The 19,293-nt window shown below is 59.0% G+C and carries 19 protein-coding genes; 12 read left to right on the forward strand and 7 right to left on the reverse strand.

Annotated elements, in window-relative coordinates; all coding sequences use genetic code 11:
* Positions 1–7: 7 nt before the first annotated feature.
* The 4 genes from CWM57_RS03685 (at position 8) to clcB (ending at position 3,563) form a co-directional block, all read left to right on the forward strand.
* Positions 8–625 carry a DMSO/selenate family reductase complex B subunit gene (locus CWM57_RS03685; RefSeq protein ID WP_100675634.1) on the forward strand — a complete coding sequence of 206 codons (618 nt, stop codon included), beginning with the start codon at positions 8–10 and terminating at the stop codon, positions 623–625.
* Between the two features lies 1 nt (position 626).
* Positions 627–1,484: a dimethyl sulfoxide reductase anchor subunit family protein gene (locus CWM57_RS03690; RefSeq protein ID WP_100675635.1), complete on the forward strand. Its 858-nt coding sequence runs from the start codon at positions 627–629 to the stop codon at positions 1,482–1,484.
* A gap of 41 nt (positions 1,485–1,525) precedes the next feature.
* Positions 1,526–2,134 (forward strand): Tat proofreading chaperone DmsD, encoded by a 609-nt coding sequence (gene dmsD, locus CWM57_RS03695; RefSeq protein WP_100675636.1) that lies wholly within the window; start codon positions 1,526–1,528, stop codon positions 2,132–2,134.
* A 133-nt stretch (positions 2,135–2,267) separates the two neighbouring features.
* Positions 2,268–3,563 (forward strand): voltage-gated ClC-type chloride channel ClcB, encoded by a 1,296-nt coding sequence (clcB, locus tag CWM57_RS03700; protein WP_074385949.1) that lies wholly within the window; start codon positions 2,268–2,270, stop codon positions 3,561–3,563.
* Here clcB and bioD read toward each other — a convergent pair.
* From bioD to CWM57_RS03715, 3 genes are all read right to left on the reverse strand, one after another.
* Entirely contained in the window at positions 3,516–4,211 is a 696-nt protein-coding gene (gene bioD, locus CWM57_RS03705) for a dethiobiotin synthase (RefSeq protein WP_012541855.1), read from the reverse strand. The two genes, clcB and bioD, sit on opposite strands and share 48 nt — an antisense overlap.
* Before the next feature lie 127 nt (positions 4,212–4,338).
* Positions 4,339–5,559 carry a sugar metabolism global transcriptional regulator Mlc gene (gene mlc / locus CWM57_RS03710; RefSeq protein ID WP_044649713.1) on the reverse strand — a complete coding sequence of 407 codons (1,221 nt, stop codon included), beginning with the start codon at positions 5,557–5,559 and terminating at the stop codon, positions 4,339–4,341.
* Between the two features lie 124 nt (positions 5,560–5,683).
* Positions 5,684–6,586 carry a LysR family transcriptional regulator gene (locus CWM57_RS03715; protein ID WP_100675637.1) on the reverse strand — a complete coding sequence of 301 codons (903 nt, stop codon included), beginning with the start codon at positions 6,584–6,586 and terminating at the stop codon, positions 5,684–5,686.
* Between the two features lie 130 nt (positions 6,587–6,716).
* On the opposite strand from CWM57_RS03715, the gene CWM57_RS03720 reads away from it, so the two are divergent.
* Complete coding sequence (locus tag CWM57_RS03720) at positions 6,717–7,967, forward strand: MFS transporter (RefSeq protein WP_008805023.1); 1,251 nt, start codon at positions 6,717–6,719, stop codon at positions 7,965–7,967.
* Positions 7,968–7,997: 30 nt separating this feature from the next.
* On the opposite strand, the gene CWM57_RS28120 is transcribed toward CWM57_RS03720, so the two are convergent.
* Positions 7,998–8,090: a KPN_01571 family protein gene (locus tag CWM57_RS28120; RefSeq protein WP_004206050.1), complete on the reverse strand. Its 93-nt coding sequence runs from the start codon at positions 8,088–8,090 to the stop codon at positions 7,998–8,000.
* Positions 8,091–8,316: 226 nt separating this feature from the next.
* Between CWM57_RS28120 and CWM57_RS03725 the strand changes: the two genes are divergently transcribed.
* The 3 genes from CWM57_RS03725 (at position 8,317) to CWM57_RS03735 (ending at position 12,150) form a co-directional block, all read left to right on the forward strand.
* Entirely contained in the window at positions 8,317–9,804 is a 1,488-nt protein-coding gene (locus CWM57_RS03725; RefSeq protein WP_100675638.1) for a carboxypeptidase M32, read from the forward strand.
* 175 nt (positions 9,805–9,979) lie between these two features.
* Positions 9,980–10,399 (forward strand): acid resistance repetitive basic protein Asr, encoded by a 420-nt coding sequence (asr, locus tag CWM57_RS03730; RefSeq protein WP_043875352.1) that lies wholly within the window; start codon positions 9,980–9,982, stop codon positions 10,397–10,399.
* A gap of 938 nt (positions 10,400–11,337) precedes the next feature.
* Positions 11,338–12,150, forward strand: a complete 813-nt coding sequence (locus tag CWM57_RS03735) for a trypsin-like serine peptidase (protein WP_012968314.1) — start codon at positions 11,338–11,340, stop codon at positions 12,148–12,150.
* Here the strand turns inward: CWM57_RS03735 and CWM57_RS03740 are convergent, their stop codons facing one another.
* Positions 12,151–14,307 carry a putative bifunctional diguanylate cyclase/phosphodiesterase gene (locus tag CWM57_RS03740; protein ID WP_100675639.1) on the reverse strand — a complete coding sequence of 719 codons (2,157 nt, stop codon included), beginning with the start codon at positions 14,305–14,307 and terminating at the stop codon, positions 12,151–12,153. It lies immediately after the preceding gene.
* Between CWM57_RS03740 and CWM57_RS28380 the strand changes: the two genes are divergently transcribed.
* Positions 14,267–14,356: an ArsR family transcriptional regulator gene (locus tag CWM57_RS28380; RefSeq protein ID WP_407028635.1), complete on the forward strand. Its 90-nt coding sequence runs from the start codon at positions 14,267–14,269 to the stop codon at positions 14,354–14,356. The genes CWM57_RS03740 and CWM57_RS28380 overlap by 41 nt on opposite strands.
* Positions 14,357–14,412: 56 nt before the next feature.
* Here CWM57_RS28380 and kpnF read toward each other — a convergent pair whose 3' ends face one another.
* On the reverse strand, positions 14,413–14,742 hold the full coding sequence (gene kpnF / locus CWM57_RS03745) for a multidrug efflux SMR transporter subunit KpnF (RefSeq protein WP_061154707.1): 330 nt from the start codon (positions 14,740–14,742) through the stop codon (positions 14,413–14,415).
* On the reverse strand, positions 14,729–15,091 hold the full coding sequence (kpnE, locus tag CWM57_RS03750; RefSeq protein WP_100631915.1) for a multidrug efflux SMR transporter subunit KpnE: 363 nt from the start codon (positions 15,089–15,091) through the stop codon (positions 14,729–14,731). The genes kpnF and kpnE overlap by 14 nt, the downstream gene beginning before the upstream one ends.
* 441 nt (positions 15,092–15,532) lie before the next feature.
* Here kpnE and CWM57_RS03755 point away from each other — a divergent pair, with 441 nt between their 5' ends.
* The 3 genes from CWM57_RS03755 (at position 15,533) to CWM57_RS03765 (ending at position 19,290) form a co-directional block, all read left to right on the forward strand.
* Entirely contained in the window at positions 15,533–16,567 is a 1,035-nt protein-coding gene (locus CWM57_RS03755) for an AI-2E family transporter (protein ID WP_008805030.1), read from the forward strand.
* Positions 16,568–16,792: 225 nt separating this feature from the next.
* On the forward strand, positions 16,793–18,448 hold the full coding sequence (gene mdcA, locus CWM57_RS03760) for a malonate decarboxylase subunit alpha (RefSeq protein ID WP_074385954.1): 1,656 nt from the start codon (positions 16,793–16,795) through the stop codon (positions 18,446–18,448).
* Entirely contained in the window at positions 18,448–19,290 is an 843-nt protein-coding gene (locus CWM57_RS03765; RefSeq protein WP_100675640.1) for a triphosphoribosyl-dephospho-CoA synthase, read from the forward strand. The genes mdcA and CWM57_RS03765 overlap by 1 nt, the downstream gene beginning before the upstream one ends.
* Positions 19,291–19,293 lie beyond the last annotated feature (3 nt).

The following is a 19,293-nucleotide window of genomic DNA, read 5'->3' on the forward strand; positions in this document are numbered from 1 at the left end:
GTAAACCATGAGCACGCAATATGGATTCTTTATCGATTCCGCTCGCTGTACCGGGTGTAAAACCTGCGAACTGGCCTGTAAGGACTACAAGAATCTCACCCCGGAGGTCAGCTTCCGTCGCATCTATGAGTATGCCGGCGGCGACTGGCAGGAGGACAACGGCGTCTGGCAGCAGAATGTATTCGCCTACTACCTATCCATCGCCTGTAACCACTGCGAAGATCCGGCCTGCACCAAGGTCTGCCCGAGTGGGGCGATGCACAAGCGCGACGATGGTTTTGTGGTGGTCAACAAAGCGGTGTGCATTGGCTGCCGCTACTGCCATATGGCCTGCCCGTACGGCGCCCCGCAGTACAACGCCGACAAAGGCCATATGACCAAGTGCGACGGCTGTCACGAGCGCGTCGCAGAGGGGAAAAAGCCGATCTGCGTAGAGTCCTGCCCGCTGCGGGCACTCGATTTCGGGCCGATTGCCGAACTACGCGCTAAACACGGCCAGCTGGCCGCGGTGGCCCCGCTGCCGTCGGCGCACTTTACCAGGCCGAGCATCGTTATCAAACCGAACGCCAATGCCCGGCCGTGTGGTGATACCACCGGTTATCTGGCAAATCCAAAGGAGGTGTGAGATGGGAAGCGGATGGCATGAATGGCCGCTGGTACTGTTTACGGTACTGGGGCAATGCGTGGTCGGCGAGACTATCGTCAGCGGGCTGGGCTGGCTATCGCTGACAGACCAGCGCGAAGCGCAGCAGCGGCTGGTGCGCAGCATGTTTTTTATCTGGCTGCTGATGGGCATCGGTTTTCTTGCTTCAGTGATGCATCTCGGTTCGCCGCTGCGGGCGTTTAACTCGCTGAACCGCGTCGGCGCCTCGGCGCTGAGCAATGAAATCGCCAGCGGCGCCTTGTTCTTCGCCGTGGGAGGATTCTGGTGGCTGCTGGCGGTAGTAGGCAAAATGCCGGCGGCGCTGGGTAAAATCTGGCTGGTGTTCACCATGCTGTTAGGCCTGCTGTTTGTTCTGGCGATGACCCGGGTTTACCAAATCGATACTGTGCCAACATGGTACAATGGCTACACTACCAGCGCGTTCTTCCTGACGGTGCTCCTCAGCGGGCCGCTGTTCGCCGCCCTGCTGCTGCGGCTGGCGAAAGTTGACTTTAACGGCTGGTTTTTTGCCGGGCTTAGCGTGGCCGCGCTGGCGATCAGCGCCGCCGTTATCATCATGCAAAGCACCGGGCTCAGCACCATTCACAGTTCAGTCCAGCAGGCAGCCACCCTGCTGCCAGATTACGGCACACTCCAGGCGTTACGCCTGATACTGCTGGCTCTCGGTCTTGGCTGCTGGCTGTGTCCGCTGATCCGCCGCCAACCGCCGCGCGCTACGGGGCTGCTGATCGGCCTGCTGCTGGTCTTGATCGCGGAATGTATTGGTCGCGGCCTGTTTTATGGTCTGCATATGACCGTCGGTATGGCGGTTGCCGGTTAATGAGACGGCGCGCTGGCGCGCGCCGCAGAAAGGAATAAGTAATGATGCCGATCCCAAACCGCGACGCTGTCGCGTTAAGCGCCCGCACCCTGGGCGCGCTGTTCTCTTATGCGCCGAATAGCGCGCACATTGCGCCGCTGGTCGCCGCCTTCCAGGACGGCAGCTGGCAGCAACAGTGGCCCTTCCCGGTAGCCGCCCCGCTGGCGTCAGCCTTTGCCGCGTCGACGGAAGAGTCATTACCGGAAGCCTGGCAACGCCTGTTTATCGGCCCGTGGGCCCTGCCGGCACCGCCATGGGGATCCGTCTGGCTGGATAAAGAGTCAGTGCTGTTTGGCGATTCCACGCTGGCCCTGCGCGAGTGGATGCGCACGAACGGCATCGCACTGGACGCCGAGCGTAACGAACCGGAAGATCATTTCGGCACCCTGCTGCTGCTGGCGGCGTGGCTGTGCGAAACGGAGCAGGATGCGTTGTTTGCCCAGCTGCTGGCCTGGCACCTGCTGCCGTGGTCCGGGCGCTTCCTGAGCGTCTTTGTCGACCACGCCGCCCACCCCTTCTACGAGGCGCTGGGTCAGCTGGCGCAGGCAACGCTGGCGCAGTGGCAGGAGAACCTGCCGATCGCCGTGGCGGAAAAAGCGCTCTATCGTTAACCCTTCACCGCGCCGGTATCCGGCGCGGTTTTATTTCGCCGCTTCCCAGCCCCTCTCCCGCACTTATCGCTTTTGCATCTAAGGTTATTCCCTATCACAATAAGGCCATGTTTTCCGAACCTCACCGTAACTGATGCACCGTCTTCATCCCTATCCTGATGTGCAGGTGATGTTCCGCCGCCTGTTGATCGCCACGCTGATTGGCCTTCTCGCCGCCCTGGCGGTGGCGCTGTTTCGCCATGCGATGGTGGTGCTGGAAACGCTGTTTCTTGGCAATGACAGCGGAAGCCTGGTCAACGCGGCGCAGTCGCTGCCGGCGTGGCGGCGGCTGATTACCCCGGCGCTGGGCGGCCTGGCGGCAGGGACACTTCTCTGGCTGTGGCAGCGACGCAGCATCGCGCGCCCGCATGCTGCCACCGATTATATGGAAGCCCTGGAGACCGGCGACGGTTGCTTCGATACGCCGGCAAGCCTGGTGAAATCGCTGGCGTCATTGCTGGTCGTGGTCACCGGCAGCGCGATTGGCCGGGAAGGCGCCATGATCCTGCTGGCCGCGCTGGCGGCGTCGCTGTTCGCCCGCCGCTTTACCCCGCAGACTGAATGGAAACTGTGGGTCGCCTGCGGCGCCGCTGCCGGGATGGCCAGCGCCTATCATGCCCCGCTGGCCGGCAGCCTGTTTATTGCTGAAATTCTCTTTGGCACGCTGATGCTGGCCTCGCTCGGGCCGGTCGTTATCTCGGCGGTGATCGCCCTGCTGTTGACGCAGTTTCTCAACGGCGGCGCCGCGCCGCTGTACCACGTCGTCCTGCAGCAGAACCTCAGCGCGCTGCACTATGGTTTAATGCTGGCGACTGGCCTGCTGGCCGGGCTGTGCGGCCCGCTGTTTATCTGGCTGATGGACTACAGCCACCGCGGGTTCGTCAAACTGAAACTGACGCCGCCGTGGCAGCTGGCGCTGGGTGGGCTGATTGTCGGCGGCTTATCGCTCATCACCCCGGCGGTGTGGGGTAACGGCTACAGCGTGGTGCAAAGCTATTTGCGGGTGCCGCCGTCTGGCCTACTGCTGGCCGGCATTTTCCTGTGCAAACTGCTGGCGGTGCTGGCCAGCAGCGGCTCCGGCGCGCCGGGCGGGGTCTTTACCCCCACGCTGTTTGTCGGCCTGGCGATGGGCATGCTGTTTGCCAGCGTCAGCGGGCTATGGCTACCGGGGAATGAAGAGATGGCTATGATGATCGGTCTGACCGGCATGGCGGCGTTTCTGGCTGCCACCACCCATGCGCCAATCATGTCGACCCTGATGATATGTGAGATGACCGGGCAGTATGCGCTGCTGCCCGGCCTGCTGATCACCTGCGTGGTGGCGTCGGTGCTGTCGCGGACGTTACGCCGGGATTCGATCTATCGCCATCACGTTGCCGAGCATGTCTAAGTCGACGTAGCGGCTCAGCTCACGCTGTTCGGCGCGCGGCAGGTATGGCAGCTCGCCAATCAGCGGCGCCGGCAGCTTCTTACTGAGGACATCGATGATTTCAGCGTAGTGCGCGAGACCGGGGTTGATGCGGTTGGCCACCCAGCCGATCAGCGGCAGCCCGTCATTGGCGATCGCCTGGGCCGTCAGCAGCGCATGGTTGATACACCCCTCCTGGATCCCCACCACCATCAGCACCGGGAGCTGCTCCTGTACCACCCATTCGGAGAGCGGTCGCAGGTCGTTCATCAGGCTGCGCCAGCCGCCGGTGCCTTCAACCACCACGTGATCGACCTGACCGGCCAGTCGCTGCAAACCATCCGACAGCAAACCGTAGTTGATCGGGCAGCTGTGCGCCACGCTGCTTTCGTCTTCACTTAACGCTATGGGATTGACAGCCTCATACGGCAACGCCAGCGTGGAGACGCTCTGCAGCACCAGCGCGTCTTTGTTACGCAAACCGTCTGGCGTCTCTTTGCTGCCCTTCGCCACAGGCTTGTACCCGGCCACGCTTTTGCCTCTGGCAGCAAGTGCCTGCAACAGCGCACGGGAAACCACTGTCTTCCCGACAGAGGTGTCTGTACCTGTAATAAAGAAACGCTTAAACATCACTAACCCCACAGTTTTGTCGATGAAATATACGGGAGAGAAATAATCAACAGTGGGCAAAGTCTACGTGATGCCGCCAGAGGTCGGCTTGAGATAGCGCAATTTTTGGTGTGACTATGAAAAAATGTTAACCCTGTAACAGTCGTATGAGTAAGGATCCGTTATAGAGCGCATCCTTGACCAGCGCCGCGCCAGCCATCGTACCACGATTGGAAAACTGGGTGCTTTCAACCGCGATATGCTGGCTGTAGGCCGGGAGCGATTGTTGCCGAATGCAGCTGGAAATTGCCGGAAAAAGGATATCTGCCGCCAGATTAAACGGCGAGCCAATCAGAATTTTCTGCGGGTTAAACAGATTGACCATAATCGCCAGAATCCGCCCGACGTGGTTACCCACGCCGCTGATAATGTCTCTGGCCAGCAGATCGCCCTGCAGCGCGGCCTGGCACAGCCACTCCACGCTCAGCGGACGCTGGTGCAGCAGCGAGCTCATCGACTGGGCCATGCGCATCTGCGCCAGCTCCAGCACGCTCTCTACGCTGGCAATGGTTTCCAGACAGCCATGGTTGCCGCAGTAGCAGCGCTTGCCGTAGGGATCGACCTGAGTATGGCCGATCTCCACCAGGCTGCTGCTGCCGGCATGCAGCAGGCGCCCGTCGGTGATAACCCCGGCGCCGACGTTATGATCGATAACCACCTGGATGACGTCCCGGGCGCCGCGCGAGGCGCCGAACAACGATTCCGCCATAGTCCAGGCGCTGATGTCATGCTGAATGTAGACCGGCACCCCGGTATGGTTGGCCAGCACATCGCCCAGCGGCACATCTTTGACATCCTCATAAAACGGCATGCGATGAATAATGCCATTTTCGGTATCAATAATACCCGGCATCGTCATGGCGATGGAGGTGAGGCGTTCCAGCTTCTTCTGGTGACGAATAAAGAACCGATCGATGTGGTCAATAATGCGCGTCAGAAACGGCGTGCTGTCGGTGAGGGCCAGCTCCAGCTGATCCTCCACCACCAGCTGACTGCTTAAATCACGCAGCGAAAGGTGGATCTCGCCGCGGCTGACGCGCACCGCGAGATAGTGCCAGGCCTCGGTTTCCACCATCAACCCTACCGCCGGGCGGCCACGGCTGCCGGGCTCCTGGATCTCCGTCTCCTGTACCAGATGCGCTTCCAGCATCTCGCGGACAATCTTGGTGATGCTGGCGGGAGCCAGTTGCGCAAATCGGGAGAGGTCGATACGCGATACCGGGCCGAGCTGATCAATCAGGCGATACACAGCGCCCGCATTGGTCTGCTTAATTTGATCGATATGGCCTGGTTGACTATCCGCTACCACCATTGACTCCCTTTATTTTCGCGCTTCGAAATAAACTTTCGGCTATGGTGAAGCACTTCGATGGTGAACGTCAAATTTTTACTTAGCCTTGTGATTTACCGCACATTTCCAGCCCCTTTTCGCCTCAATTGTGCTCGGTTTTCCAGGCCAGCAGCGACTCGCGAAAGCGTTTTGCCAGCGCCCCCTGTTCATGATGTTTCGACCACACCAGCCACATCTCCGAGACTGCATCCTGTTCGTCGATCGGCAGCCAGCGCATTTCACTGAGCTGTACGCGCTGAAAGGAGGCCGGCAGGATAGACACCCCCAGTCCGGCGGCCACCAGACCAATAATGGTCATCGCCTCCCCCACCTCCTGGGCAATCACCGGCGTATGGCCGTAACGACGCAGCAAGCCAAGGATATCGTCATACAGGCCGGTACCCACGTGCGGGTCGAAAAAGACGAAGGGTTCGCGCGCCAGCGCCGTCAGGCTGACCGAGGGCTGGCGGGCCAGCGGATGGTCGGCCGGGACCATCGCCAGCAACGGCTCGCGCAGCACCCGCTCCCACGCCAGGGTGTCCGGCAGTTGGGTATTGCGCAGCAGCCCCAGATCGAGAGCCCCCTCGCTCAGCGGCACAATCTGTTCGCGGGTGTTGGTCTCGCGGGTCAAAATATGCACATCCGGGTAGCGCTGACGAAACATCGACAACGTATCGGATACCGCCTTGATAAAGGGGGCCGAGGAGGTAAAGCCGATACGCAGTTCGCCGGTTTCACCGTGATGCAGACGCGCAGCGCGGGTGGCCGCGTCATCCACCTGGGCAAGAATTTGTCGGCTATCGGCGAGAAACTGCTTTCCAGCCGCCGTCAGGCTGACGCTGCGATTGGTGCGCGCGAACAGGCGGGCGCCGGTCTGCTGCTCAAGGATCTGAATTTGCTGGCTTAACGGCGGTTGAGAAATATTCAGTCGCGCCGCGGCGCGGCCAAAATGTAATTCCTCGGCGACGGCGACAAAGTAGCGCAGATGACGCAACTCGATATTCATATTTAAAACGTCTTATTTGAGATTATTAATATATTAGACAGAATATTTACATTTTCATACCCTAAAAATGTGAGCTGAATGGTCACAACATTCTGTTGGTAAGCAGCAACTTCTACGCAAGGAATTATCTGTGAGTCGTACAACAACCGTTGACACCGTGCCGGCGGGCGAGGTCAGCGTCGCTGGTGCATCCCGCCCGGATCAGTTTATTAAGCGCGGCACCCCGCAATTTATGCGAGTCACCCTCGCGCTGTTCTCCGCCGGTCTGGCCACCTTTGCTCTGCTCTACTGCGTGCAACCGATCCTGCCGGTGCTGTCGAACGAGTTCGGCGTATCGCCGGCCAGCAGCAGTATTTCACTCTCCATTTCCACGGCGATGCTGGCGGTGGGCCTGTTGTTTACCGGCCCGCTGTCCGACGCCATCGGGCGCAAGCCGGTAATGGTCACCGCCCTGCTGCTGGCCGCCTGCTGCTCGCTGCTGTCGACCATGATGACCAGCTGGCACGGCATCCTCATTATGCGCGCCCTGATCGGCCTGTCGCTGAGCGGCGTGGCGGCGGTCGGCATGACCTACCTGAGTGAGGAGATCCACCCCAGCTTCGTCGCCTTTTCGATGGGCTTATATATCAGCGGCAACTCTATCGGCGGCATGAGCGGCCGCTTGCTGACCGGGGTCTTTACCGATTTCTTCGGCTGGCGCGTGGCGCTGGCGGTGATCAGTGGCTTCGCGCTGGCCGCGGCCATCATGTTCTGGCGCATTCTGCCCGAGTCGCGCCATTTCCGCTCGACCTCGCTGCGACCGAAAAACTTGCTGATCAACTTCCGTCTGCACTGGCGCGACCGCGGTCTGCCGCTGCTGTTCGTCGAAGGTTTTCTGCTGATGGGCGCTTTTGTCACCCTGTTTAACTATATTGGCTACCGGCTGATGATGTCGCCGTGGTCGCTAAGCCAGGCGGTGGTTGGCCTGCTGTCGGTAGCTTATCTCACCGGCACCTGGAGTTCACCGAAGGCGGGCGCCATGACCGTACGCTTTGGCCGCGGACCGGTGATGCTCGGCTTTACCGCTGTCATGCTCTGCGGCCTGCTGCTGACGCTCTTTTCTTCCCTGTGGCTTATTTTCATCGGCATGCTGCTGTTTTCCGCTGGCTTCTTCGCCGCGCATTCCGTCGCCAGCAGCTGGATTGGCCCACGCGCCCGCCGCGCCCGCGGTCAGGCGTCATCGCTGTATCTGTTCAGCTATTATTTGGGTTCAAGTCTTGCCGGGACGTTAGGCGGAGTGTTCTGGCATCACTACGGCTGGAATGGCGTCGGTGGGTTTATCGCGCTGCTGCTCCTTGCCGCGCTGTTGACCGGCACCTGCTTACATCAACGACTGAAATAGTCGCGTGTGACGTGGCCTGCGGGCCACGTTTCACCACATGCCCATAATGGAAGACAAGCCCATCAGCTCTCTGACGGCATCAACGGACAGTAGTGCAATAAACAGCCAGGTGAACGGATTCATAAACCACCCCCGAACCTCCAGACCTGCGTTATAGATCACAGTTTAGTTCCGATATGTTACCGTTTTCTGCAATATTGCTCACAGAGTCACTTTTTTTTCTTTCCCGCTCGGGGCTGACGTTTATCCCGTACTCCAGCGCACAATGCTCGACCCGCCAGGCGTATCAGGATAGTGTAGAAGCATACCGATAACCTGTTCATTCACCTGTCACGGACCGAACGCCACTATGACTGAAAATACGCCTTATCAGCAACTTACCCGTACCTTTCAGCGCCTGTCGCGCTTTTCGCATCTCTCCGCCATCGCTGGCTGGGATATGTTTGCGATGATGCCTCCGGGTGGCAGCGCCGCCCGGGGCGAAGCGCTGGCGGAGCTCGGCGTGCTGCAGCATCAGATCCTGACCGATAAAAAAGTGGGCCAATGGCTGCAGGAAGCCCGCCAACAGGACCTCAACGACGTCGAGCAGGCCAACCTGCGTGAAATGCAGCGTCAGTATGATCAGGCCGCGCTGCTGCCGGAGAGCCTGGTGGAGGCAAAATCTCTTGCCGGCAGCCGCTGTGAGCATGCCTGGCGCAGCCAGCGTCCCGCTAACGACTGGGCTGGCTTTGCCGACAATCTTCGCGAGGTGGTCAAGCTGAGCCGTCAGGAAGCGCAGATCCGCGCCGATGCCAGAGGCGGCTCACGCTACGACGCACTGCTCGATATTTTCGAACCAGATATGACCAGCGCCCGGCTGGATAGCCTGTTTGCCGACCTCAAGTCCTGGCTGCCTTCCCTGCTGCGGCAAGCGGTCGCTAAGCAAGCGACGCAAACATTACTCGCCCCGCAGGGGCCTTTCCCGATTGCCGATCAGCGCGAGCTGGGCCTGCAGGCCATGCGCATTCTCGGCTTTGACTTCGACGGCGGGCGCCTCGACATCAGCGCCCACCCATTCTGCGGCGGCGTCCCCCAGGATGTGCGTATCACCACCCGCTACAATGAAAACGACCTGCTCAGCGCCCTGTTCGGCGTGATCCACGAAACCGGCCATGCCCGCTATGAGCAGAATCTGCCTCGCCCGTGGGTCGACCAGCCGGTAGGACTCGCTCGCTCCACCGCTATCCACGAGTCGCAGAGTCTGTTTTTTGAAATGCAGCTGGGACGTAGCGAGCCTTTCCTTAACCGCCTGTTACCGGCGGTGCGCGAGCGCTTTGGCGATCAACCGGCCTTTAGCCGCGACAACTTTGTCGCCTGGAATCAGCGGGTGAAACCGGGCTTTATTCGCGTCGATGCCGATGAGGTCAGCTACCCGGCGCATGTGATCCTGCGTTATGAAATTGAACGCGCGCTGATTGACGGCGAGATTGAAGTAGATGATATCCCGGCGCTGTGGGACGAGAAGATGCAGCACTGGCTGGGGCTGTCGACCACCGGCAACTACCGGGACGGCTGTATGCAGGATATTCACTGGACCGACGGCGGATTCGGCTATTTCCCTTCCTATACGCTGGGCGCGATGTATGCCGCCCAGCTGATGGCCGCCGCCCGGCGCGCGCTGCCGACGTTAGACCGCGATATTGCGGAGGGAGATTTCAGCGCCCTGTTCGACTGGCTGCGACAGAATATCTGGCAGCATGGCAGCCGCTTCTCCACCTCGCAGCTGATCCAGCAGGCCACCGGCGAGGATCTTAACAGCCGCTACTTCCGCGAACACCTTACCGCCCGCTATCTGTGATCGTGCGCGCCGGGCTGCCCGGCGCGTCCTTCCACTCCCCACGGCCAGGCGTGTTGTACATTCGGTTACACGCCGATACCAAACACTCACGGAAAGCTCGAAAAGACAAGCATATAGTGATTTCACCGGCCCCGCAGTGGGGTTGAAATTAAGAAAACTTTTCGAGGATATCAGAATGAAAAAAGTATTAGCTCTGGTCGTTGCCGCTGCTATGGGTCTCTCTTCCGCCGCTTTCGCTGCTGACGCAGTAAGCACCACTCAGGCACCGGCTGCTACCCACAGCACTGCTGCCAAGACCACCCATCATAAAAAACACCACAAAGCCGCGGCAAAACCAGCTGCAGAGCAGAAAGCTCAGGCTGCCAAAAAACACAAAAAAGCAGAAGCTAAACCAGCCGCTGCCCAGAAAGCGCAGGCCGCTAAAAAACACAAAAAAGTAGAAGCTAAACCCGCTGCTCCGCAGAAAGCTCAGGCGGCTAAAAAGCACCACAAAGCTGCGGCTAAACCGGTAGCACAGAAAGCGCAGGCTGCGAAAAAACACCACAAAACCACTAAACACCAGGCCGCTAAACCTGCTGCACAGCCGGCAGCATAATTCCTCCCGGTGAACTAACCTTCTTAATAATCGGCGCTGTTTCAGCGCCGTTTTTTTCTGGAGAGCACTATGCTGCGGCGCTATCGTTTTGAGCTCATCCTGATCCTGTTAATCATTTGCGCAGTGGTTGCTACCCGCTTTTTCTTCTATTAATCATTTCCACCACGCTCTCATTTACTGCTTCTGCCGCCTTTGTAGAAAAATAAATACCGTACGGCGATCGCTGACGACACCTTCCCGCTTCTCATTACCCTGAATTTCCTGCGGCACAAAAAATGCCCGGCGCCCGAAGACGCCAGACACTGTAGTCATAAACTAGCGCGCGCCGGCCACCTCGCGGTGACCAGACGCTTCACAGTACGCGCACCGCTTCCATCACCAGATAACCGGTCGCGCCCCAGATAGCGACTGAGACCAGGGAAACATAAACCAGTGCGCGAATACCTTTTTTAGACATATACCCTCCCAACGTCGGGGAAATAGAATTCAGGCTATCATCGCCGGTATTACCTCTCTATTTACTCAACGGCGGAGTGACGGTAACAACGTTTTCGGTGAGAAAATGTTTCGCATTGAAAATAATTACGAGAGGCGTAAAGAAGTGCGAATTCTGGTGAAGTTTTGGCGGGCAAGCGCGTTATTTTTCAGCGAATCGCTGACAAACCAGGAATAATCCTAATGCCCGGTTGGTGAATTATTCACCGGATTCAGTACGTTCTGATACACGAATTTTGTTGCGTCGGACGTCGCTTTCTGCGGAAATAGCTAAAGCAATCAGCTGGCATTAACCGTTTGAAATCAGACGGTTTTGCCAGCGGCAGCGTCAGCCCGCCTCGCCTGATGGCAGCGGTTTGGTCTGATTAGAATTATTGTTTACTTTCAAAAACTTAAATCTCCTGCTACTGTCAATAGACATCATAGCCTCCCCAGAGAGTGATATGCGTAGAGACGTTCTGTTATTGCTGTGTTCATTTTATCTGTTACCTCTGGGCGCACATGCCGATGATAGCGGACTGAGCGCCAAAGATATTAAGACGCTGTTCTTCGGCCATGATGACCGAAAAGCGGTCAGTCACCCCGAGGAAAGCCCGTGGGATGCGATCGGTCAGCTGGAAACCGCCAGCGGCAATCTGTGCACAGCGACGCTTATCTCCCCGCACCTGGCACTGACCGCAGGCCACTGTCTATTGACGCCTCCGCGCGGCAAACCGGACAAAGCGGTTGCTCTGCGCTTTATTTCGCGCAAGGGCGGCTGGGTATATGAAATTCACGGCATTGAAGGGCGAGTGGATCCGGCCTTAGGTAAGCGCCTGAAGGCCGATGGCGATGGCTGGATCGTGCCCTCCGCCGCGGCGCCGTCAGATTTTGGCTTGATCGTACTGCGCTATGCTCCCTCGGGCATCACGCCGATCCCACTCTTCCCGGGTAGCAAGGCCGATCTCACCGCTGCGCTGAAGGCGGCGGACCGGAAAGTGACCCAATCGGGATACCCGGAGGATCATCTGGATAATCTGTACAGCCATCAGGATTGCATCGTGACCGGCTGGGCGCAAAACAGCGTGCTGTCGCATCAGTGCGATACGCTGCCTGGTGACAGCGGGTCGCCGCTGCTGTTGAAAACGGAGGACGGCTGGCAAGTGATTGCCGTGCAAAGCTCCGCTCCCGGCCCGCAGGATCGCTGGCGGGCTGACAACCGCGCCATTTCGGTTACCGGCTTTCGCGATAAGCTGGAAGCGCTGGCCGGAGAGTAATCACCCCTGCGGCTGACGCCGCTGCAGCAGGTCGGCGATCGGCATCGGTTTACTGAAATAGTACCCCTGAAGCCGGTCGCAGCCGGCCCGCCGCAGCAGCGCCAGCTGTTGCGGATCCTCGACCCCTTCCGCGACCACCGTCATTCCCAGCGCGCGGGCTATCCGCACCGTCCCGCGCACCATTTCTGCCGCCTGCTCATCACGCTCCACTCGCCCGGCAAGAGATTTATCGATTTTAAGACTGTCGAAGCGAAAGCGGCGTAAATAGCCAATGCTCGAATAGCCGGTACCGAAATCGTCCAGCGCCACGGCGATGCCCTGGGCCTTCAGATTTTCTACCACCGCCAGCGAACGTTCCGGATTTTCCAGCACATAGCTCTCCGTCACCTCCACCTGCAGGCGCGACGGCGGAAAGCGGCAGGCAGCGACGGTCTTCATTACCCGGTTTTCAAAGGCCGGGTCGCGAAATTGCGCCGGCGAGATATTCACCGACAGGAGGAGATCGTCCATCGGTTGCAGATCGCTGCAGGCGCGTTGCAGGACAAACTGCCCGAGGGCATCGATCAGGCCGCTGCTCTCGGCAATACTAATAAATGCGTCCGGCGCCAGCGCCCCCTGCGGGCGTCGCGGCCAGCGCAGCAGCGCCTCCACGCCAATCATCGCCAGGGTATCGGCATCAACCACCGGCTGATACCAGACCTCAAATTCCTCCTCCTCCAGCCCCTGGCGGATGCCATTCTCAATCGTCATCTGATGGCGGCGCACGGCATCCAGCGCATCGTCATACCAGGCCGTACGACCTTTGCCGCTCTTCTTGGCATGGTACATAGCGATGTCCGCCCGGCGAAACAGCTCGGTACTGGAGCATTCCGCCGGAGCGCCGCTGGCGATGCCAATGCTGGCGCCGATATAAATTTTGCGTTTGCTGAGCGTCACCGGCGCTTTCAGCAGCTCCAGCGCTGCCCAGGCGAACGCCGCCGCCCGGTCAATCGCTTTTGCGCCGCTCACCGCCATGGCGAACTCATCCCCGCCCATTCGAGCCAGCATGGCCCCCGCCGGTACCCGCGTCTGTAGGGCGCTGGCAATATGGCGGATCAGGGCGTCGCCGACATCATGACCATAGTTATCATTGACGTCCTTAAAACCATCCAGATCGATAAACACCACGCACTGAATGTCGTGTTTCCCCGTCTCGCATACCTGGCTTAGCCGCAGCAGAAGCGCTCGCCGGTTAGGCAGACGGCTCAGCCAGTCAATCATGGCTATCTCCCGCGCCTGACGTTCGCCGCGCGCCAGCTTATACATGCCCAGACTGCTAAAAAGGATAAACAGCAGGATCAGGCTGGCCGCAACACCAGCGATCAGTCGCATACTGCCTGACGAGGCCTGCGCCGCTTCGGCTCCGGGCAGGCGTGGCTGCCAGGCCAGGTATCCCAGTACCTCACCCGCCTGCGTTCGCAGCGGAATACGGTAGGCGCCGGGGCCCTCGGCGAGATGCAGATGGCTTATCTGGAAGGTGTCGCCCAGGCGTTCCAACAGCTGGGGGTTGATATGCCGAGTAATCACCAGATAGCGCCGCGTCGCATCAAATACCTGAAGCCGAGCTGTCGTCGGGCGTATCAGGCCGATACCGACAAAGGCGATCCCGGCCTCCGTGCGCGTGATACCGGCAAAGGCGTTTTTTCCCTCACGCAATGCCTGCGCATGAGTGTGGATCAGACTGGTCAGGCCAGCCCCAAGAAATGAGAGGTCGGTCCGGGGCATGACCTGGCTCTGAAAGGCGCCCCACAGGATGCGATAGTGTTCGTCCAGGACAAAGGTACCATCGTACAGATTATTGATTTTAAAGCCTGACCCCCACGAGTCGTACAGCCATTTCTGATCCAGCGAGGGCGCGTAAGTCTGCGTGACCGCATCGTCCCAGATGGCATTATCCAGCACCAGCGACAGCACCCGATTGACCGAGGTCTGCACGGCCCCTTCCACCGAGAGGACTGACCGCTGCTGGTCAATTTCATTGGATTTACTGGCAATGAGGTGTTGCGAGAGATAAAGCAGGGAAATGACCGACGCGGTGAGTCCGAGGCCGGCGAGAAAAATCATTATCGACAACGTCCTGGCGGAAGGAATTTTCCGCCAGCCGAAAGCATTGAACATGCGCAGTCCTCATCGTCACCGGACACAAACTCAGCGGGGCCGGTCTTGAGATAAGCATACTACAGAGGACCTGTTTTGCCGCCTGGCTTTGCAGGCGGCGAGACGTCAGGCGAGTTTAATTAACACCATGCCGGCCACCAGCAGGATGAGCCCCGCCCAGCCTTTGTTATTCAGGCGCTGACCAAACAGCACCCAACCGGCGGCAATGGTCGCCGCGATACCAAAGCCGCCCCACAGCGCATAGGCGACCGACAGATCGATACCTTTGACCGCCTGCGACAGGGCGCTGAATGCGCCCAGCACCGCCGCCAGCGACAGGATACCGTAGACCTTGCGGCGGAAGCCGTCGGAAAACTTCAAAAAGACGTTGGCAATGATTTCAAGCACGATGGCGATCGCCAGCCAGGCGGCATGGATCCACTCAAACTGCTGCATGGGCCACCTCCTGCTTTGACGACGCTTTTTTCTGGGTGCCGGATTTAATTAAGACGATCCCCACCACCAGGGTGGTCAGGCCGGCGATCTTCAGCGGCGACAGGCTTTCATCAAACAACAGCACGCTGAACAGGGTAATCAGCAAAATGCCGATCCCTTCCCATAGCGCGTAGGCCACACCCAGGGCAATTTTTTTAACCGCAAAGGCAAGAAAAATATATGACAGAGCAATCATGGCCAGCATTAAAATAAAGCCGGTGTGCCCGCCACTCACGCTTGCCCATTTCATTGACAAGGTGCCGGTAATTTCAGCAACAATAGCTAAAGCTAATAAAATCCAATAAAACATGATCCCTTCTCCTGCTTGAGAATATAATCCATTACCGTTTACGCGAGGCGTAAACAGGAAAATTTCTGACGTAGATTTCGCTGTGCGCTTGGCGCCAGCTCAGGCAGAGAAAAGGTGACTATAGCGCCGAATGCCAGTGCTGCTCGCCGGCAAAACGGGAAAAAGAGAGAGAGACTGCGGGGTGGTTTAAAATATACATCCTGAACTGATTGTCCATAAAATTACAATTATCCGCGGTGTTGCTTCTCGTCCGTTGCGGATGAAAATTGTCCTCAGTAGTTATACACAGGTAAATTTGTAGCATAGTGCTACATTTAATTCAAAGAATTTGCAGTTCTTTACGCCGCCGTTTTGCTTCAATGCGTTTTTTCTGCAAAAAAACGTCATTATGCTAATGTAACGCAACCTGTTAATAGGCAAGGAAGATTGAGGTCGGGACCTATGGCTAAACCCATTATTACACTTAACGGATTAAAGATGGTCATCATGCTGGGCATGCTGGTGATCATCCTTACCGGCATTCGCTTTGCGGCGGACATTATTGTCCCCTTTATTCTCGCCCTCTTTCTGGCGGTGATCATTAATCCGCTGGTACAACTGCTGGTCCGCTGCCGGGTCCCGCGCGTGCTGGCGATCTCGATGCTGATTGGCCTCATCGTCATGCTGGCCATTGTGCTGCTGGCCTCGCTGGGGACCTCGCTTAACGAACTGGCGCGTACCTTACCGCAGTATCGCAACTATCTCTACGAGCCGATGCAAACCATCGCCCCCTGGCTGCAGCGCATGGGGTTCACCGTCTCGGTGGTGGAGCTGAATAAATACATCGACCCTAACGCAGTGATGACGCTGGTCACCAGCCTGCTCACTCAGCTGTCGAACGCGATGTCCTCGATTTTTCTGCTGCTACTGACGGTTGTATTTATGCTGCTGGAGGTCCCCCAGCTTCCCGCCAAGCTGCAACAGCTGATGTCCCGTCCGGTTGAAGGAATGGGCGCCATTCAGCGCGCCATCGACAGCGTGTCGCATTATCTGGTGCTGAAAACCGCGATTAGCCTGGTGACCGGCCTGGTGGTCTGGGGCATGCTGGTCCTGCTGGACGTGCGCTTCGCCTTTATGTGGGGACTGCTGGCCTTCGCGCTCAACTATATTCCCAATATTGGCTCCGTGCTGGCGGCCATCCCGCCGATCCTGCAGGTACTGGTGTTTGGCGGGCTGTACGAGGCGCTGGTGGTCCTGGCCGGCTACCTGATCGTCAACCTGGTGTTCGGCAACATTCTGGAGCCACGGGTGATGGGACGTGGCCTGGGGCTCTCCACGCTGGTGGTGTTTCTGTCCTTGATCTTCTGGGGCTGGCTATTGGGCCCGGTCGGCATGCTGCTGTCGGTGCCACTGACGATTATCGCCAAAATTGCCCTCGAGCAGACCAGCGGCGGTCAGAGTATTGCTTTCTTATTAAGTGATGTCAGTAAAGAGTAACCCCTTCCCACGGCCGGCCGTGTACCGGCCGGCTTCCTCACCTGCGCTCTCCCCGTAGACCACTACGCCTTTCGTATTATTGATCCCTATCACAAACGGTAAGACCCAATCGTTACTCTAAAGCTAACAATCAGCCGCCGTGCTTAATTGATGCGCAGCGCCACGCATCGCACACTAACTTCCACCAGGACAAACGAAACGATTTGTCGAATCAGGAGGTTAACAATGAATGCTGAACAAACGACGGCGCGGGTCTGGAACCGTCGCCGGACGGAAAAACAGCGGCGGCTGGCCGAAGCGAAGATCGCCGGCAAAGTCATCCCCACTGACCAGCTGGTCAGCGTACTGGAAAAGCTGCTCGCCCCGGGCGATCGGGTGGTACTGGAAGGTAACAACCAGAAACAGGCTGATTTCCTCTCCCGCATGCTCGCCGAGGTCAATCCGCAAAAAATTCACGACCTGCATATGATTATGCCCAGCGTCGGACGCAGCGAGCATCTGGACCTGTTTGAAAAAGGCATTGCCCGTAAACTGGATTTCTCTTTCTCCGGCACCCAGAGCCTGCGCATTTCGCAGCTACTGGAAGATGGCCTGCTCGAAATCGGCGCCATCCACACCTATATCGAACTCTACTCCCGCCTGTACGTTGATCTGTCGCCAAACGTCGCGTTGATCGCCGGCTATAAAGCGGACCGTAAAGGCAACCTGTATACCGGGCCAAGTACCGAAGATACCCCGGCGCTGGTCGAAGCCGCCGCCTTCCACGACGGCATTGTCATCGCCCAGGTCAACGAACTGGTGGACGACGAATGCGATCTGCCGCGCGTCGATATTCCCGGCTCGTGGATCGATTACGTGGTGGTCGCCGACAAACCGTTCTTCATTGAACCACTGTTCACCCGCGATCCGCGCCTGATTAAGCAAGAACACATTCTGATGGCGATGATGGCGATCAAAGGCATCTACGCGGAACACCAGGTGCAGTCGCTCAACCACGGTATCGGCTTTAATACCGCCGCCATTGAGCTGCTGCTGCCCACTTACGGCGAGCAGCTCGGCCTGAAAGGCAAAATCTGTAAACACTGGACGCTGAACCCGCATCCGACCTTAATCCCGGCCATCGAGAGCGGCTGGGTGGAGAGCGTGCACTGCTTCGGTGGCGAACTGGGGATGGAAGAGTACATCCGCGCCCGCCCGGATATCTTCTTTACCGGCCCGGATGGCTCGATGCGCTCTAACCGCGCCTTCTGCCAGCTGGCAGGTCAGTACGCGGTAGATATGTTTATTGGTTCGACCCTGCAGGTTGATGGCCTGGCTAACTCCTCCACCGTCACCCGCGGCCGCCTTTCCGGCTTCGGCGGCGCGCCGAATATGGGCCACGACCCGCACGGTCGCCGCCACGCTACCCCGGCCTGGCTCAATATGATCACTGAACCAGACCCGATGCAGCGCGGGAAAAAACTGGTGGTACAGATGGTCGAAACCTTCCAGGCTGGCGTGAAACCGACCTTCGTTGAAACCCTCGACGCGGTTGAGGTGGCGAAAGCTTCCGGCATGCCGCTGGCGCCGGTGATGATTTATGGCGATGACGTGACCCACGTGCTGACCGAAGAAGGTATCGCTTACCTGTACCGCGCGGAGAGTCTTGAAGAGCGCCGGGCGATGGTCGCCGCGGTGGCCGGGATCACCGATATTGGCCTCGGCGTGGACGCCAAACGCGTCGCCGCCCTGCGCCAGAGCGGCAAAGTGGTCTACCCGGAAGATATCGGCATTCGCCGCAGCGATGCCACCCGCTCGCTACTGGCGGCCGGCAGCGTCGCCGACCTGGTGGAATGGTCCGACGGACTGTACAACCCACCGGCAAAATTCCGGAGCTGGTAATGAAAAATCTCTCTCCCCAACTCGCAGAAAGCCGCGTCAGCTGGCTGGCGCATACCGCCAGCGCGTGTCTGATTGACGAAGCCCGTCTGAGCCCGAAACCGGGTCTGGTCGATAGTCGCGGCAACGGCGCGCATCAGGATCTCAATCTGGACCTGATGGAACGCTCCGCCCGCAGCCTGCAGCCGACCTTTCACGCGCTGGCGCAGCAAAGCTGGCAGCGTCCGGCGGATATCGCCCTGCGCGAAACCGTCGGCCGCCTCGGTCGCGAAGGTGAAGCGCAGATGATAATGGCGACGGGTGGGGTTAACACCCACCGCGGCGCCATCTGGGCGCTGGGCCTGCTGGTCAGCGCGGTGGCGATGTTGGGTGGAGAGGGTCAATCACAGGCGATCGCCGGGACCGCCGCCGCCCTCGCCCGTCTGCCTGACGGCTTCGCGCCGAAAAGCTTTAGTAAGGGGCTGCGCGCCAGCCGCCGCTGGCAGGTGCCGGGCGCACGCGAGGAAGCGCAGCGCGGATTTCCGCATGTTACCACCCTGGCGCTGCCGCAACTGCAGCAAAGCCGGGCGCGAGGCGCCAGCGAGTCGCAGGCGCGCCTTGATGCGCTGATGGCCATCATGACCTCGCTGAGCGATACCTGCGTGCTGTCACGTGCAGGCATGAACGGCCTGCACGCTATGCAGCAAGGCGCTCGCGAGGTTCTGGCGGCTGGCGGTTGCGCCAGCGTCGCCGGTCGCGCCGCGCTGGCGCGCCTTGATGCGCAGATGCTGGCGCAAAACGCCTCGCCGGGTGGCGCGGCCGATCTCCTTGCCGCCACCCTGTTTCTCGACCGGGTTTCCGGCTAACGC

Origin of the sequence: Klebsiella sp. G-Nf4, from assembly GCF_002810615.1 — a bacterium.
Classification (GTDB): domain Bacteria; phylum Pseudomonadota; class Gammaproteobacteria; order Enterobacterales; family Enterobacteriaceae; genus Klebsiella; species Klebsiella variicola.